Annotated in this window: 13 protein-coding genes; 7 read left to right on the top strand and 6 right to left on the bottom strand. The window is 64.7% G+C overall.

What is annotated here, in order from left to right; all coding sequences use genetic code 11:
- Together AC1VTH_RS00420 and pbp4b are read right to left on the bottom strand one after the other, a co-directional pair.
- Positions 1-656 (bottom strand): MBL fold metallo-hydrolase (locus AC1VTH_RS00420; RefSeq protein WP_481334074.1); only part of this gene is annotated, 656 nt, incomplete at its 3' end.
- Positions 653-2,386, bottom strand: a complete 1,734-nt coding sequence (gene pbp4b / locus AC1VTH_RS00415) for a penicillin binding protein PBP4B (protein WP_481334072.1) — start codon at positions 2,384-2,386, stop codon at positions 653-655. The genes AC1VTH_RS00420 and pbp4b, both read right to left, overlap by 4 nt.
- Before the next feature lie 152 nt (positions 2,387-2,538).
- Here pbp4b and tilS point away from each other — a divergent pair, with 152 nt between their 5' ends.
- On the top strand, positions 2,539-4,092 hold the full coding sequence (gene tilS / locus AC1VTH_RS00410) for a tRNA lysidine(34) synthetase TilS (protein ID WP_481334070.1): 1,554 nt from the start codon (positions 2,539-2,541) through the stop codon (positions 4,090-4,092).
- 109 nt (positions 4,093-4,201) lie between these two features.
- Here tilS and AC1VTH_RS00405 read toward each other — a convergent pair whose 3' ends face one another.
- From AC1VTH_RS00405 to AC1VTH_RS00395, 3 genes are all read right to left on the bottom strand, one after another.
- Complete coding sequence (locus AC1VTH_RS00405) at positions 4,202-6,178, bottom strand: YjhG/YagF family D-xylonate dehydratase (protein ID WP_481334069.1); 1,977 nt, start codon at positions 6,176-6,178, stop codon at positions 4,202-4,204.
- Between the two features lie 69 nt (positions 6,179-6,247).
- Positions 6,248-7,165: a dihydrodipicolinate synthase family protein gene (locus AC1VTH_RS00400; RefSeq protein ID WP_481334067.1), complete on the bottom strand. Its 918-nt coding sequence runs from the start codon at positions 7,163-7,165 to the stop codon at positions 6,248-6,250.
- A 29-nt stretch (positions 7,166-7,194) separates the two neighbouring features.
- On the bottom strand, positions 7,195-8,538 hold the full coding sequence (locus tag AC1VTH_RS00395) for a GntP family permease (protein WP_481334065.1): 1,344 nt from the start codon (positions 8,536-8,538) through the stop codon (positions 7,195-7,197).
- Positions 8,539-8,781: 243 nt separating this feature from the next.
- Here AC1VTH_RS00395 and AC1VTH_RS00390 point away from each other — a divergent pair, with 243 nt between their 5' ends.
- The 6 genes from AC1VTH_RS00390 to AC1VTH_RS00365 all read left to right on the top strand — a co-directional run bounded on the left by AC1VTH_RS00390 (position 8,782) and on the right by AC1VTH_RS00365 (position 15,448).
- The gene (locus AC1VTH_RS00390; protein WP_481334063.1) at positions 8,782-9,543 is read left to right on the top strand and encodes an IclR family transcriptional regulator; all 762 of its coding nucleotides are present in this window, start codon (positions 8,782-8,784) and stop codon (positions 9,541-9,543) included.
- 91 nt (positions 9,544-9,634) lie between these two features.
- On the top strand, positions 9,635-10,531 hold the full coding sequence (locus AC1VTH_RS00385) for an AAA family ATPase (protein ID WP_481334061.1): 897 nt from the start codon (positions 9,635-9,637) through the stop codon (positions 10,529-10,531).
- 78 nt (positions 10,532-10,609) lie between these two features.
- Positions 10,610-11,161 (top strand): hypoxanthine phosphoribosyltransferase, encoded by a 552-nt coding sequence (hpt, locus tag AC1VTH_RS00380; protein ID WP_481334059.1) that lies wholly within the window; start codon positions 10,610-10,612, stop codon positions 11,159-11,161.
- A 3-nt stretch (positions 11,162-11,164) separates the two neighbouring features.
- Positions 11,165-13,279, top strand: coding sequence for an ATP-dependent zinc metalloprotease FtsH (gene ftsH, locus AC1VTH_RS00375; protein WP_481334057.1), 2,115 nt, complete (start codon positions 11,165-11,167; stop codon positions 13,277-13,279).
- Between the two features lie 57 nt (positions 13,280-13,336).
- Positions 13,337-14,533, top strand: coding sequence for a pyridoxal phosphate-dependent aminotransferase (locus tag AC1VTH_RS00370; protein ID WP_481334056.1), 1,197 nt, complete (start codon positions 13,337-13,339; stop codon positions 14,531-14,533).
- 108 nt (positions 14,534-14,641) lie between these two features.
- Positions 14,642-15,448 (top strand): phosphatase, encoded by an 807-nt coding sequence (locus AC1VTH_RS00365; RefSeq protein WP_301830535.1) that lies wholly within the window; start codon positions 14,642-14,644, stop codon positions 15,446-15,448.
- 85 nt (positions 15,449-15,533) lie between these two features.
- On the opposite strand, the gene AC1VTH_RS00360 is transcribed toward AC1VTH_RS00365, so the two are convergent.
- Positions 15,534-16,361, bottom strand: coding sequence for an exodeoxyribonuclease III (locus AC1VTH_RS00360; RefSeq protein ID WP_481334054.1), 828 nt, complete (start codon positions 16,359-16,361; stop codon positions 15,534-15,536).
- Positions 16,362-16,371 lie beyond the last annotated feature (10 nt).

Here is a 16,371-nt window from a genome sequence, read left to right as displayed (position 1 = left end):
TCGCCCGCCACGCGCTCCTTGAGGATGGCGGGGTAGGGGCCGGTGGCGAGCATGCGCTCGTCGTGGTTGCTCTCGAGGGCCAGGATACGCACGTCCCGCAGCAGCTCGAGCGCGCGGTTGCCCAGTACGCCCGTGTCGGTGCAGTAGCCCAGGCTGTCGGCGCCTGCGCTCGTCTCGCAGTCGAAGCGCAGCCCAAAGGGGTCGGCCACGTCGTGCGAGGTGGGGAAGGTGCGCACGCGCATGCCGCAGGTCTCGAACTCGTCTGCGCTGTTCACCAGCTCAAACGGCAACGTGGCGAGGTACTTGCGCCCGCTGGCGGTGCCGGCCGTGGCAACGAGCCTGCCGGAGTAGCGCTTGCAGAAGACGGTGAGGCCGCTCACGTGGTCGCTGTGCTCGTGCGTCACCACGACGCAGCCAACGCGATCCATGTTGACGCCCAGCTCGTCGGCGCGCCGCAGCAGCTCGCGGCGGCTCAGACCGTCGTCGATGAGGACGCTTCCCTGCGGCCCCTCTACCACCGCGGCGTTGCCCTTGGACCCGCTCGCCAGAACATGCAGGTGCATGAGCGGCGCCAGTGGGGTGGCCTCCTGCGGCCAGGGCAGGTCTAGGTCGCTTGCGGCATCGTGCGTGCCAAACTCGGTCTCCCATCCGTTCACGCTCGCACACCTCGCTCGCGGGCAACGCTCTCGAGGGCGGCGAGGTCTGCTCGGTCGGGGGCGGTGTCAAAGGCCCCGCCGCCGGCGAGCTCAGCGCGCTTTGCTCGCACGAGGTCTGCAAGCAGGGCGTCCGCCGCCTCGGCCGAGGTGTGGAGTGCCTGGTAGACCAGGGTGGGAACGATGGCGTAGCGCCCGGCGAGGAAGTGGCAGCCCACGAAGTCGTTGGGGTCTGTGGCGGGGTCGAGCACGGGCGTGTTGCGGCGGCTCGTGAGCCAGGCGATGGCAAGGTGGTTCACGGGGTCGATGAGGGTAAAGGTGCCGGTCCAGCCGGTGTGGCCAACGCTCGCCGTGTCGGGTACTTGCGAGAAGATCTGCGTGTAGCCGGCGTGGGCCTTGCGGCGCCAGCCCAGGCCAAAGGTGGGGTCGGTGTCCTTGGGCTTGATGAAGCGGTCGAGGGTGTCCTCGTCAAAGAGGCGCACGTTGCCGTAGCCGCCGCGGTTGACGATGACCTGCATGAGCACGGCAACGTCGCTCGCGCAGGAGAAGAGGCCGGCATGGCCCGAGACGCCGCCCATCACGTGGAAGGCCTTGGCGTCGTGGCACTCGCCCTGAACGGTGTGGCGGCGCACGCCCTCGAAGCCCACCGCGCCATCGCGCGTGTTGCCCATGAGCTCGGTCGCCGCACAGTCATCCTTGGAAAAGCCGTGCTTGAGAGGCTCGAACGTGGTGCGGGCAAGCCCCAGGGGCTCATAGATCTGCTCACGCACGTAATCGTCGAGGCGCCGGCCGGTTATGGCCTCGACCACAAAGCCAAGCAGCATGTAGTCGACGTCCGAGTAGCGCGTGGCGGTGCCGGGGGCGTACTCGAGCGGCGTGGCGATGATCTTCTCGAGCGCCTCATCACGGCTCTGGGTAAAGAGGGCGGCGTTGGCGCGACTGCCGGCCACGACCCTGTGGAGCTGGGGGTCGTAGTCGACGTTGTGGTAGCTGGGGTCTGCCGGGAAGCCCGCCTGGTGCTGGAGCAGCTCGGTGATGGTGAGCTCGTCCTTGCCGGGAATCGCGGCGCCCGGCTGGTCGCGGAACTCGGGCAGGTAGTCGCGCACGCGCGCCGCGAGGTCGAGCCTGCCCTCGCTCGCGAGCTTCTGCAGGGCAAGGTTGCAGGCATACATCTTGGTGTTGCTCGCCATGTCGAAGAGCGTCTCGTCCGTGACGGGCCTTCGCTCGGCGGCCGGGATGGGCGTGCCATCTGGCAGGTAGGAGTTGGTGGCCCCGTAACAGCAGCGGGCGATGATGGCGCCGTCTTTTGCCACGACGAGCTGGCCGCACGAGAAGCCGGCCTTGACCTCGGCGTTAATGACCTGGTCGAGCAGGGCGAGCGAGGGGTTGCTCTCCCAGGCGGCGGTGTCGTCGCGAAGGGTTGGGTAGGCAATGCGCACCTCGATGGTGCCCGCGTTGGCCTCGAGGGTGCTGACCTGCAGGTAGTTGTCGCCATTGACGGTTGCGTGGGCGATGCTTGCGCACACCCAGCCCTCGGCGTCTGCCTCTCCTGCGAGCGAGATGGGCGAGCCGTTCACAAAGACGCGGAAGGCGTCGGGGCGCTGCGCGCGCGCCTCGATGGCGCCCTGGCCCTCGAAGCCCACGAAGGTTCGCGTGGCGTTTGTGGCGAGCGAGGCGTCATAGTCTTGCTCGCCTGGCGTTGCGGGGCAGCAAAGTTCTAGCTGGTATGCCATGGTTGGCTCCTTATGTGTGTCGCTAGCTGCGGCGAATTGGTCGCGAGGGAAGTGCCGGGCGGCCCCTCGTGGTCGTACACTAGACAAGCCAATAGGATAGCCCGCGAGGAGCGTCGCGGGCCAAACGGATGGGGTGAGCGGGCGTGGCGAGCGTGAGCAGCAGGTATGGCTCGGGTCAGGCCTTCGAGCGTCCAAGCGGCCGCGCCGGTGCCGAGAAGCTTGGTCCCGTGGTGCTCATGGTCTCGGGCGGCGCGGACTCAACGGCGCTGCTCGTGTTGGCCGCGACGGGCGAGCTCGACATCGACGACGGGCGCGGACGTGCGCGCATCGCCCGCGAGCGCCTGCATGTTCTGCATGTAAACCACCAGCTCAGGGGTGCCGATGCCGATGCCGACGAGCGCTTTGTGCGCGAGCTCTCCGAGAGCCTGGGGGTCCCTGTAACGGTGCGCCGGGTCGACGTGGCGGCGCTTGCTGCCTCTGCCGAGTGGGGCGACTCCAACGTCGAGAACGTGGCACGCGAGGTGCGCTATGCCGCGGCAAACCACCTGGCAAACGAGCTGTGCGCCGAGGCGGGGCTGCCAAGGTCGAGCGCGCGCATCGTCACGGCGCACACGGCGAACGATCGCACCGAGACGTTCTTCATGCACGCCATCAAGGGGTCGGGCACGCAGGGGCTCTCCTCGATTCCGCGCCGCCGCAACCGCATCGTGCGGCCTCTTCTGGACATGACCCACGAGCAGCTGTGCGACCTGCTGCGTATGCGTGGCGTCGAATGGCATGAGGACGCCACGAACGCCGATACCCACTACCTGCGCAACTTCGTGAGGCATGAGATCGTGCCGCTTGCCCGCCAGCGCAACCCGCGGCTGTTCGAGTCGATGGCCTCCACCTGCGAGATTCTCTCGGACGAGGACTCCTATCTCACCCAGGTGGCTGCGCGTGCCTACCGCGCCCTCGAGCGGCGCCGCGCGAACGGCCTGGTTGCCCTCGACGCCGCGCGCCTCGCCGCGACCGACGTGGCGATTGCGCGCCGGGTCGTGCGGATGGCGGTCGCGAAGGCGTGCCCCGAGTGCCGCATCGAGGCGGGTCACGTGGCGCGCGTGCTGCAGATCGTTGCCGCTGGCACGGGGTCTGCCACGTTGCCGAGCGGGGTCGATGTCCGCGTGAGCTACGGGGCGCTGAGCATCAGGGCGCGCGAGGCACAGGGGCTGGGCGAGACGAGCGGCTGGCTCGAGGTGCCGGCCCTCGCGGGCGTCGCGGGCAAGTCGGCCACCATTGCGGCCCCGGGCCAGGTGGGCGAGCTCGACCTTGCGGCGGGGACGCTCTCGGCGAGGCTGCGCGAGCTCACGGTGGGAAGCGACCCCGTGGCGGTGGCAAGGGCGCACGCGCGCGAGTGGGAGGGCTTCTCGGTTCTGCTCGACGCCGCCGCGTGTGGCGTGGGACAGCTGGGCGGCAGGCTATGGGTCTCTGGCCCGGAGCTTGGCGAAGTGCTGTGTCCCCTGGGGATGCATGGGCAGTCGAAGAAGCTGTCCGACCTGCTCATCGATGCCAAGGTCGAGGCGAGCCTGCGCGGTGCGGTGCCCGTGGTGCGCAGTGGTGTTGGCGGACCTGTCGTGTGGGTGGCGCCCCTGCGAGCCGATGAGCGCGCCCGCGTCACGAGCGCCACCCGCGTTGCCCTCGAACTCTCGTGGCGGCCCAACGAGTAGGGCTTGTTTGCTTGCGCGCCTTTGCTAAACAGAAGGGCACCCAGCCATAAGGTTGGGTGCCCCTGCTGCCTTGCAGACGCGTTAAGAAGGGAGCGCGCCTATTGACTTCCTACTTATCCGTAAGTGCCTTCTTGCCAGCATTGATTGCCTCGACAATCTTGTCGGCGTCGTAGACGCAGCCCTGCCAAGTGCCGCCGGAGACGTCCTGGAGAGCAGCCCAAATGCGCGTGTCGTCGGGCAGGTCCTCGTCGGGACCAACGCCCTCGAGAAGCTCGCGCTCGTCGAGGATCTTCGCGGCCTCATCGTAGGGGAGCGGGTTCTTCTCGTCGGTGCCGATGAAGTTGATCGAACCCTCGAGCTTGTTGGTGTCAACGATGATCTCGACGACGTCGCCGTCGCGAAGCTTGCCGATGGGGCCGCCGGCAAGAGCCTCGGGGCCAACGTGGCCGAAGCAGGCGCCGGTGGAGACTCCAGAGAAGCGCGCGTCGGTGATCAGCGCGATGAGGTGGCCGTTCGGGACCTTCTTGAGGGCGCTGGTGAGCTGATAGGTCTCCTCCATGCCGGTGCCCATCGGGCCAACGCCAAGAACGACCATGATGTCGCCGGGCTGGACCTCGTGCTCCTTGATTGCCTTGATGGCGGCCTTCTCGGAACGGTATACCTTGGCCTTGGCGGTGTGGCGGTAGACGCCGTCATCATCGATGGCGCGCGGGTCGATGGCCGTGGACTTTACGACGGAACCCTCGGGCGCGATGTTGCCCTTGGGGAAGGTGACCGTCGAGGTCATGCCGCGGCCCTTTGCGGCCTCGGGGGTCATGATGATCTCGTCGGGCGAAACGCCAGTGGTCTCCTCGAGGTGCTTGCGACACTGGGCACGGCGCTCGCTGTTCTCCCACCAGTCGAGGTTCTCGCCGAGGGTCTGGCCGGTAACGGTCATGACGTCCTCGTGGAGAAGGCCGAGGTCGCGAAGCTTGAGCATGACCTCGGGCACGCCGCCTGCCATGAAGGCCATGCTGGTCGGATAGTGGACGGGGCCAATGGGCATCACGCTCACGATGCGCGGCACGGCGCGGTTGATGCGCGACCAGTCGTCAACGGTTGGGCGCTTGACGCCAGCCTCAAAGGCAATGGCGGGAAGGTGGAGAAGCAGGTTGGTCGAGCCGCCAAAGGCCGCGTGGACGATCATCGCATTCTCGACGGCCTCCCAGGTGATGATGTCCTTGGTGGTGATGCCCTTCTCCATGAGGGTGAGCAGGGCGCGGGCGGAACCGGCGGCGATGTCCTCCCAGATCTTGGTGCCGGAAGGGGCGAGGGCAGAGTGGGTGATGGCAAAGCCGAGGCCCTCGGCAACGACCTGCGAAGTGCCCGCGGTTCCAAGGAACTGACATCCGCCACCGGCGGAGGCGCAGGCATGGCAGCCCCTGCAGGCGGCCTGCTCGAGAGTGATCTCGTCGTAGGCGTATCGGGCGCCGATGGTCTGAATGGTGCCGGCATCCTCGCCATCCTTGGGCATGAGGGTAGAGCCGCCGGGGCAGAGGACGGTGGGCAGATCGTGCTGGGAGGCGAGGGCCATCATGGTCGCCGGCAGACCCTTGTCGCAGCTTGCAACGCCAAGGACACCCTTGCGCGTGGGAAGCGAGCGAATGAGGCGGCGGAAGACCATGGCTGCGTCGTTGCGGTAGGGCAGCGAGTCGAACATGCCGATGGTTCCCTGGGTGCGGCCATCGCAGGGATCGGAGACGAAGGTCGCATAGGGGAGCTTGTGGTTCTCCTTGAAGACCTTCGCCGCGGCCTCAAGCTGAACGCCCAGCTCGTAGCCGCCCGTGTGCAGGGCGAGCGCCTTGGGCGTGCCGTCCTCGGAGCGAATTCCAGCCAGCGTCGAGATCATCATGACGCCATCGTTGGCGAGCTCGCTCGGCTCCCAGCCCATTCCCGCGTTAAGCGTCATGCCAAACATGTCTCCGCTCGGGCTCTCGCGCAGGATCTTGTCGGTCAGGGGCAGCTTGCCCTTGGGGCCGTCGGCATGCGTGGGAGAGTCGTAGATACCCTCGGGCTGGTTGGAGTAGATGGAGTCGAGAGTAGACACAATGGTTCCTTTCTCTTCTCGGCCATAAGGCCACGTTCTTCTTTGATAGGGAGACGTCCTACGCACTAATTAGACGAGGTTATTGGCCTCGATGCTCTGACGTGCGGTTTCGAGAATTGCTGCAATCTGCTCCTTCTGGTCCTCGGTGAGGGGGAGAACCGTGGAGCGGCAGATGGGCTTTACCGGCAGGCCGCGAAGCGACATTGCGTACTTGACCGCGGGGACGAACAGCGGTGCCACGTCGTAGACCGAGGCCAGTCCGTCGATGACGTGCTGGATCTTCTCCACGCGGTCCCAGTCCGAGGCGCCAAGTGCCGTGGCCCAAGCGTGGGTGAGCTCTGGGTAGATGTTGGCCAGCGCGGCGATGCACCCGCTTCCGCCGGTGAGACCGTTGTGAGCAAAATTCTCGTCGAATCCCGAGTAGACGATGAAGTCGGGGGCGATGTCGGCGACGGCCTCGATGATGGCGCGGGTGTGCCCCATGTCGGTGACGGTGTCCTTGATGCCAATGACGTTGGGACAGCGGGTGACGACCTGGCGAACTGCGTCGGCGTCGATGTCGTTGCCGGTGCGGGCGGGGAAGTTGTAGAGCATGACGTTGCCGTCAACCTGGCCTGCCACGGCGCAGAGGTATTCGACGATTCCCTCGTGACCAAGGCCAAAGTAGAACGGGGTGATGACCATGGCGGCATCGGCACCGAGCTCGAGTGCGCGCTTGGAGAGCCTGACGGTCTCGGCAACTGCGTTGGTGCCGGTCCCCACGATAAGGTCGACCTTGCCGCGGGCAACCTCGGCGGCGGCTTCGATGAGCTTCGTGCGCTCCTGCTCTGAGAGCGCGAAGAACTCGCCGTTGCTGCCGTGAAGAAGAATTCCGTCGACGCCGCGCCCGATGAGCTCGTTCCAAAGCTTGACGTTGGCGTTCGGGTCGACCGCGCCCTTCTCGTCGAAGACGGTGACGGCGGGGACGATGAACTTGGGCTTGCGCATTATTAATTACCTTTCTGGTGGGTCGAGGGCTAGACGAACAGGCTCAGCAGGCACACGCCAATGAGGCCGATGACGGAGATCAGCGTGCAGCTGAGGGACCACGTCTTGAATGTCTGTCCCATCGTGAGGCCGAAGTACTCCTTGACCATCCAGAAGCCTCCGTCATTGACGTGGGAGAAGAACATGGAGCCGGCACCAATGGCGAGAACGATGAGGCTGAGCTCAGCCGTCGAGCAAGAGGCCGCGAGAGGGGCGACGATGCCTGCCGCGGTGATGGTGGCGACGGTCGCGGAGCCGGTTGCCAGGCGAATGAAGACGGCGATAAGCCAAGCGGACACAAAGATGGGCACTGCGAGCTGAACGAGGTAGCCACCGAGAACATCGGCAATGCCGGAGTCAACGAGCGTCTGCTTGAAGCCGCCGCCCGCCCCCACGATCATCAGGATGCCGGCGATGGAGGTGAAGGAGCTGCCGAGCAGGCCGTTGACATCCTTGAAGGAGCGGCCGCCCTTGAGACCAAGGGCAAAGACACCGGAGATGACGGCGGTGAGCAGCGCCACGACAGAGCTTCCGAAGAACGAGACGAGCGTGGTGATGTACGGGATCTGCAGTCCGGTGAGCTCAAAGATTGCGTTGAGCAGCATGAGGATGACGGGGAGCAGGACGATCATGAGCGACGCGATGAAGGACGGGCGGTTCTCCACGGCGATGGAGGTGTCGCTCGCGGCGTAGTCCTCGTTAGCCTTGACGGGCACTGCCTTGGCCATCCACTTGGCGGCAATCGGGCCGGAGACGATGGTGGTGGGGATGGCAATGATGAGTCCGAGCGCCAGGGTGACGCCAAGGTTGGCGTTGAGGTAGGAGATGGCCGTCAGGGGGCCGGGGTGGGGCGGCACGAAGCCGTGCAGGCAACCAAGTGCGGCGATGGCGGGGATGCCCAGCGCGATGGCAGGCATGTTCTGGCGCTTGGCAAGGCTCATGACCACGGGGATCATCAGAACGAGGCCAACCTCAAAGAACAGGGAAATGCCCATGATGAAGGCGATGGCCGCGATGGCCCAGGGAAGGGCCTTCTTGGACGAATGAGCGACGATCGTGTCGACGATCTGATCGGACGCGCCGGTCTTCGTGAGCAGCACGCCAATCATCGAGCCGAGCACGATGAGGACGCCCACGTTTCCCACGGTGCTCCCCAGGCCCGTGGTAAACGACGTAAACGAATCGGTGAGGGGTACGCCCGCAAGAATTGCCATGACGAACGAGCCCAACATGAGCGCCAGGAATGCGTGCACCTTGGCAAATACGATGAGACACACGATTACGGCGATGCCGATCAGCGCCGCAACGATGAGTCCGGCCGATGTTCCAAACATATCCGTCCTTTCTTTATGATCGATATATCAAACCAAGTTCGGTTGATGGCTGCATCGTATTCCCGATAATTAGCGGAACGGAGGATGACAAGGGCGAGCGGTCGATTCTTGGCCGCAAATGGCAAACTGAGTTCGAATATTCAAACTCATCGGTGATTTGCTCGACTTTTCGGCTAGCATCGAAATTGAAATCACAAGGGGTCGTCTGACCCCGGTGTGTCGCGCGCGTAGGTTGGGAAAAGAATGGAAGCCGAAGACTCTACTAAACTCCACCGTGCAACCTGTCGCGTCCTCGAACTACTTGGCCTGCTCTCAAAATACGAGGACGGGCTGACGTTTACGGACGTTCAGCGAATGACGGACATCCCCAAAGGAACGCTCTCGCCCATGCTCCATACGATGGAGTATATGAACTACATCTCGTACGATGCCGTTTCCGGTCGCTATGCCATCGGGGTCAACACGTATTTGGCTGGCAAGGTGTATGGAGGCTCGGACCCTGAGCTCCATTTCATCATCGAAGAGATGCATCGTATCGTTGACGCTTGTGGCGAGACGTGTCAATTGGGCATGCTCGAGGGCGGTAACGTCGCCTACATTGCCAAGGTCGATTCCCCGTCGCCCATTCGACTGATCTCTGACGTGGGGAAGGTGTTCCCGGCTTACTGCACCGCCATCGGAAAGGCCATTCTCTCCGAAAAGACGCGTCCCGAGGTCAACCGGTTGCTTCCCAAGAAGTTCACCTCATTCACGGCGAACACGATTACGAGTGCCAATGTCCTATGGGACCAGTTGCTCGAGGTTCGCCGCACGGGATTCGCTCATGATTATGAGGAGATTACGGATGGCGTGACCTGCGTGGCCGTACCCATTCACATCAACGGCAAGGCAATGTACGGAATGGGCGTTACTACGCCTTCGTATCGTCTGGACGATACGAAGCTCAGGCTCATTGAGTCGCTGCTTGCGAGTGCCCAGCAGAGGATTGAGGGCCCTCATAACTAGCAATCAGTGCATGCTCTTACCTGCATCCTTATCGAATACTAATCGTAATGAGTAAAAGATTTTGGGTGAGCAAAAGGACAGGTGAGGGCACGTGTTTGAGCGAAGTCAGGTCGATACCATCGCGAACAGGATTGTCGAACGAGACAGCCCGTACATCCAGGTTGTCGTTGGCCCGCGCCAGACGGGCAAGACGACTATGATCTCCCAAGCTCTCGCGAGGACAGGGGCACTCCATCACTTCGTAAGCGTCGATGACGCTATCACCCCGTCGACTCAATGGCTCGAAACTGAGTGGCAGCAGGCGCGCAATATGGCCCGCGAGGCGCCCGTCGTGCTCGTCGTGGATGAGATTCAAAAGGTCCCGCATTGGTCTGCGGCGGTGAAGTCCCTTTACGACAGGGACCGCAGGGAAAACGTGCAGGTCAAGCCCATTCTCAGCGGTTCTTCGTCGCTCCTCCTCCACAAGGGGTTTGAGGACTCGCTTGCGGGACGCTACGAGCTCATCCGCTCGCCGCATTGGGGCTATGCCGAGTGCCGTGAGGCCTTTGGCTTCTCGCTCGATGACTACCTGTTCTTTGGCGGCTACCCCGGCGCGGCCCGCCTCAGCTCAGACGTTGTCCGTTGGGCGTCATACATGCGCGGCGCCATCATCGAGCCGACCATCTCCCAGGACGTCCTTGCGCTAGGCGAGGTCCGCAAGCCGGCTCTTATTTGCGGATCGAGCCTGTCTGCCATCGAGATCAAGGGTGGCAACGAGGCTGGCCAAAACGGCGTGGCGGCCTTCCTCGTCAAGAATCCCGAGGCCAAGCGAATCGTCGTGGGCGGTGCGGTCTCTGGCGCCTGCTCCATCGAGGACTTTCTGCTCGACCGCGTCCCCCCTGTTTTGGTAGCCGCCCGGGTTGGGCGCTGGGCAGCACCCAACGTTAACTTGCACCCAAATGGTTTGGGCCGCGCGCAATATCAGTCCGTGAGGGTTGCTAGAATCTAATTTCCACTGAGTGTGCCTGACGAGCGGCGCCGGTGGTACATGAGGCTGCCTGCCTCGGGAAGGAAAGAGGAACGCGCCATGGAGCAGATTCATCCCGACGTTAGCAAGGTCATTCTGTCCGAGGAGGACATCAAGGGCATCGTCTCGCGCATGGGCGCCGACATCACGCGCGACTACGCGGGCAAGAACCCGCTGCTCATCGCGGTTCTCCGCGGTGCCGTCGTCTTCATGGGCGATGTCATGCGTGCCATCGACTGCCCGCTCGGCATCGACTTCATGGCCGTCTCGAGCTATGGCGACGGCGCGGTGAGCTCGGGCGTCGTCCGCATCGTCAAGGACCTCGACACCAAGATCGAGGGCCGCGACGTCCTGATCATCGAGGATATCCTCGACTCGGGCCTCACGCTCAAGTACCTCATGAAGAACCTGCGCTCGCGCCACCCGGCCTCCCTCGAGATCGCCGCCTTCCTCGTGAAGGACATCCCGGGCCAGCAGACCGCCGTGACCCCGCGCTACGTGGGCGCGCACGTGCCCGACGAGTTCATCGTGGGCTACGGCCTCGACTTCGCCGAGCGTTACCGCAACCTTCCCTACATTGGAATCCTCAAGCCGGAGGTCTACGGAAAGTAGTCTATGAGCAGCAATAACAACAGCCCGCGCCCGCCCGAGCAGGGCGGTCCCAATACGCCGCGCACCAACGTCATCTCGGCAATCATTGTGATTGCCCTCGTTGGCTACCTGGTCTACTCGATGATGCCCTCGCTCTTTGGCGGCGTCTCCTCCGCGTCTGCCAGCATTCCCACGAGCGACGTTGTGGCGGCCGTAAAGGACGATCGCGTCTCCTCACTCACCTACAAGGTGTCTTCCGGCGAGGTCACCGGCAAGTACTGGAAGAGCGACGCCGACAAGGGCAACGACTCCAAGCTCGTCTCGTTCAAGAGCACCTATGCCGGAAACGACAGCCTCTCCGAGCTCATGGCGGAGCACCCCAAGGTCTCCTACACCGTGGACACCTCGAGCGACGAATGGGTCGAGACGCTGCTGTTCACCGTGCTGCCAACGCTGCTCATGATCTGCGTGTTTGTCTTCTTCATGCGTGGCGTCCAGAACCAGAACGGCCAGGCCATGGGCTTTGGCAAGACCAAGGCCAAGACCACCGAGGAGACCCGTCCCAAGGTCAAGTTCGCAGACGTCGCCGGCGTTGACGAGGCGGTCGAGGAGCTCAGCGAGATTCGCGACTTCCTCGCTGAGCCCGAGCGCTTCCACAAGCTGGGTGCCAAGATTCCGCGCGGCGTGCTGCTCGTGGGCCCTCCGGGTACGGGCAAGACGCTGCTTGCCAAGGCCGTTGCTGGCGAGGCGGGCGTGCCGTTCTTCTCCATCTCGGGCTCTGACTTTGTCGAGATGTTCGTTGGCGTGGGTGCCAGCCGTGTGCGCGACCTGTTCAAGCAGGCCAAGGCCGCGAGCCCCTCGATTATCTTCATCGACGAGATCGACGCCGTGGGCCGCCAGCGCGGCGCCGGTGTGGGCGGTGGCCACGACGAGCGCGAGCAGACGCTCAACCAGCTGCTCGTCGAGATGGACGGCTTCGATGCCAACGACGCCGTGATTCTCATTGCTGCCACCAACCGTCCCGACATCCTCGACCCGGCGCTGCTGCGTCCCGGCCGCTTTGACCGTCAGGTCACGGTCGACCGCCCCGACGTCGCCGGCCGCGAGCAGATCATTCGCGTGCACGCGCAGGGCAAGCCCCTTGCCGGTGACATCGACTTTGCCCGCCTGGCCAAGCTCACGCCTGGCTTCACGGGCGCTGATCTCATGAACCTCATGAACGAGAGTGCCCTGCTCGCCGCGCGTCGCCGCAAGTCCAAGATCACGATGGACGAGGTCGAGGAGGCCATGGAGCGCGTCATCGCCGGACCCGAGCGCAAGAGCCGCGTCATGACGGCCAAGGAGCGCACCACGATTGCCTACCACGAGAGCGGCCACGCCCTCGTGGGCCACGTGCTCGAGAACTCCGACCCGGTGCACAAGATTTCGATCATCGCCCGCGGCCAGGCGCTGGGCTACACGCTGCAGCTGCCCGAGGAGGACCACTTCCTCAACACGCGCGACGGCATGCTCGACCAGATCGCCGCCCTTCTCGCCGGCCGCACCGCCGAGGAGCTCTTCTGCGACGACATCACCACCGGCGCCAGCAACGACCTCGAGCGCGCCACCAAGATCGCCCGCCAGATGGTCACGCGCCTTGGCATGAGCGAGGCCCTGGGTACGCAGGTCTTTGGCGAGGCCCAGCACGAGGTCTTCCTGGGCCGCGACTACGCCGACCACCAGGACTACTCGGCCGAGACCGCCAAGCGCATCGATGACGAGGTCGAGCGCATCATGCGCGAGGCCCACAAGCGCGCCCGCGAGGTGCTCGAGGCCCGTCGTGACCAGATGGACACGATGGCCAACGTCCTGCTTGCCCGCGAGACGGTCGAGGGCGAGGTCGTCGAGGCCCTGCTCGACGACAAGTGGGATGCCTACGTCGAGGCCCATCCCGAGGAGGGGACTGCCGCCAAGCCCTCGCAGGACGTGAAGCCCGGCGAGCTCGACGAGGCTGTTGCCGCCGAGGCTGCGGAGGCCGCGCGCGTCGCGGTTGCCGCGGAGGACGCGAGCGACGATGCGGCCGAGGCCGCCGACGCCGATGCCGCCTCGGCCATGCCTGCCGAGCCAGGCGCGTCTGACGAGAACCGCAACAACGAGTAACCATGACGGACGGTCGCGCTTGCGCGGCCGTCTGCCTTTAGCGCGAGGGGGATGTAAATGATCAACGAGACCATGTACGGCTACGGAGCCTCCAAGAGCTCCATCCGCGAGATCGCGGCCTATGGCGCCGCCCGCAAGGCCGAGATTGGCGCCGAGAACGTCTTCGACTTTAGCCTGGGCAACCCGAGCGTCCCGGCGCCCGCCGAGGTCGCCGCCTCGCTCACGGCCTCTGCCGCACTTCCCCCGGCGCAGGTCCACGGCTACACGCCCGCCAACGGCCTGCCGGCCTGCCGCGAGGCCGTCGCTGCCTCCCTCACGCGTCGCTTTTCCGCCGAGATGGGCGGCCGTGACGTGGCTGCCGCTGGCGACCTCTACATCACCTGTGGCGCCGCCGCCTCGCTCACCATCACGCTCCATGCGGTGACCAACCCTGGTGACGAGGTCATCGTCATTGCCCCGTACTTCCCCGAGTACCGTGTCTGGATCGAGACCTGCGGCTGCACCTGCGTCGAGGTCATGGCAGACCCCGCCACCTTCCAGATCGACGCCGAGGCCGTCGCCGCCGCTATCACCGAGCGCACCGCCGCCGTCATCATCGACTCGCCCAACAACCCGGTGGGCACCGTCTACACCCGCGAGACCCTGCAGGCCCTCGCTGGCGTGCTGAGCAAGCGCGGCGAGGAACTGGGCCACCCCATCTACCTTATCTCCGACGAGCCTTACCGCGAGATTACCTACGGTGCCGAGGTGCCGTGGGTGCCTGCGATCTATGACCGTACCATCGTGTGCTACAGCTACTCCAAGAGCCTGTCGCTTCCGGGCGAGCGCATTGGCTGGGTGCTCGTGCCTCCCACCAACCCCGAGCACGACCGCCTTATCCCCACGGTTGCTGGTGCGGGTCGCACGCTGGGCTTTGTCTGCGCTCCGGCCATCTTCCAGCGCGTCCTCATCGACTGCGTCGACGTGCCGAGTGACGTCGACGCCTACGCGCGCAACCGCGAGGCCCTCACGGCCGGCCTTGCCGAGGCGGGCTACGAGTACATCGAGCCGGCGGGTGCCTTCTACCTGTGGGTCAAGGCCCTCGAGCCCGACGCCAACGCGTTCTTCGAGCGTGCCCGCGCCCATGAGCTGCTGCCCGTTCCCTCCGACAGCTTTGGCTGCCTGGGCTGGGTGCGCGTTGGCTACTGCGTGAGTTACGACACCATCGTCAACTCCATGTCCGCCTGGCGCGCGCTTGCGGCCGAGTACAAGTAATGGCTGGCGGCCGGGCGCATCGCGTGCCCGGCCCTTTCTTTGGGATGGTTGGCCCCGGAGGGCTGCCGTCCCGTTTTGATGGGGATGTAAGTCCCGGGAAGGAACCGCATGTACCAGAACCTCTGCGATACCCACACCCACACGCTCTACTCGCGCCACTCCTACTCGACGATTCGCGAGAACGTCCTGGCCGCGCGCGATGCCGGCCTCGAGCTGCTCGCCTCGACCGACCACTTCAGCTGCATGCTCTACCCCGACCAGCACATGCGCAACTTCCAGTTCTTCTACAACTACTCGTGCTGGCCGCGCGAGTGGGAGGGCGTCACGCTGCTCCATGGCTGTGAGGCCGACATCGTCGACCTCGAGGGCAACATGTTTGGTCACGACATTCCGGTCGAGATTGAGATCAACGGCTGCCCGCTCGATGAGCCGCGCATCCTGCGCGACGACGTCTTCAAGCGCAGCGACTATGTGATCGCCAGCGTGCACGACCGCTCCTTCTCGCGCGACGCCTCGCTTGCGGCCACAACGCAGATGTACCTCAACGCCCTGCGGAACCCCAAGGTTCTCATGCTCGCCCACACGGGCCGCTCGGCCGTGCCCTTCGACATCCCCGAGGTAGTGGGCGAGGCCAAGCGACTGGGCAAACTCATCGAGATAAACGAGCACAGCCTCGACTTTGGACGTCCCGCGGTTGATGCCACTTGCAAGAAGATTGCCGAGACGTGCGCCGAGCTGGGCTGCAAGGTTGCCGTCAACACCGATGCTCACATCTGCGTGGGCGTGGGGCACTTTGACCATGCGCTGGCCATGCTCGAGGAGATCCACTTCCCGCCTGAGCTCATCGCCACGGCGAGCAGGCAGTCGTTCCTCGCCGCGCTCGACGAGTCGGGCATCGGCGCTCCTGCTCTGTAGGCAAGGGGCGTGGGGTATCCCTGCCTCACCTAATTGAGACGAAGCGGGCGGGCGAGGTTTTTGACCCTCGTCCGCCCGCTGTTCCCTACAGCTCGATGGAGAGCTCCACGGGGCAGTGGTCGCTGCCCATAACCTCGGAGAGAATTGATGCTCCGGTGACGCGCTCAGCCACGTCGTTCGAGACGAGGAAGTAGTCGATGCGCCAACCTGCGTTGTTCTGGCGGGCCCTGAAGCGGTAACTCCACCAGCTGTAGGCGCCCGCGAGCTCGGGGAACCTGGCGCGGAAGGTGTCGGTGAAGCCGGCATCGAGCAGGCGCGTGAAGCTCTCGCGCTCCTCGTCGGAGAACCCTGCGTTGCCGCGGTTGGGGCCGGGGTTCTTGAGGTCGATCTCCTCGTGTGCCACGTTAAAGTCGCCGCAGGTCACCACGGGCTTCTCGGCGGCAAGCCTCACGAGAAACTCGCGATAGGCAGTATCCCACGCAAGGCGCGTGTCGATGCGCGCGAGCTCGCCCTGGGCGTTGGGCGTGTAGACGTTCACAAACCAGTAGCTGTCGAATTCGAGCGCGCAGACGCGACCCTCGGTTGCGGCAACGGCAACGAGCGCCTCGTCCTCGGCGCTCAACGCGTTGTGGGCAACTTCGAGCACGGCATCTGCGTACAGCACTCGCAGGGGCTCCTCGCGCGAGAAGACCGCGGTGCCTGAGTAGCCCTTGCGCTCGGCATAGCTCCAGGTCTGGTGGTAGCCAGGCAAGTCGAGCTCAATCTGGCCCTCTTGCAGCTTAGTCTCCTGGACGGCAAAGACGTCGGCGTCGAGCTGTTCGACGACGTCGACAAAGCTCGGATCCTTCTTCATGACGGCACGCAGGCCGTTGACGTTCCAAGAAACAAGACGCAGCTCGTGGGTGGTGCTCATGGTGCCTCCT

The sequence above is a fragment of the Parolsenella sp. genome (assembly GCF_982402205.1).
Note: the sequence above shows the minus strand (reverse complement) of the source record. Positions and strands in the feature narration are given on the sequence as shown.

Coding starts and splice junctions, on each gene's coding strand:
- pbp4b (WP_481334072.1), bottom strand. CDS start 2,386: ATGGCATACCAGCTAGAACTTTGCTGCCCCGCAACGCCAGGCGAGCAA.
- AC1VTH_RS00400 (WP_481334067.1), bottom strand. CDS start 7,165: ATGCGCAAGCCCAAGTTCATCGTCCCCGCCGTCACCGTCTTCGACGAG.
- AC1VTH_RS00365 (WP_301830535.1), top strand. CDS start 14,642: ATGTACCAGAACCTCTGCGATACCCACACCCACACGCTCTACTCGCGC.
- AC1VTH_RS00360 (WP_481334054.1), bottom strand. CDS start 16,361: ATGAGCACCACCCACGAGCTGCGTCTTGTTTCTTGGAACGTCAACGGC.
- hpt (WP_481334059.1), top strand. CDS start 10,610: ATGGAGCAGATTCATCCCGACGTTAGCAAGGTCATTCTGTCCGAGGAG.
- AC1VTH_RS00395 (WP_481334065.1), bottom strand. CDS start 8,538: ATGTTTGGAACATCGGCCGGACTCATCGTTGCGGCGCTGATCGGCATC.
- ftsH (WP_481334057.1), top strand. CDS start 11,165: ATGAGCAGCAATAACAACAGCCCGCGCCCGCCCGAGCAGGGCGGTCCC.
- AC1VTH_RS00390 (WP_481334063.1), top strand. CDS start 8,782: ATGGAAGCCGAAGACTCTACTAAACTCCACCGTGCAACCTGTCGCGTC.
- AC1VTH_RS00370 (WP_481334056.1), top strand. CDS start 13,337: ATGATCAACGAGACCATGTACGGCTACGGAGCCTCCAAGAGCTCCATC.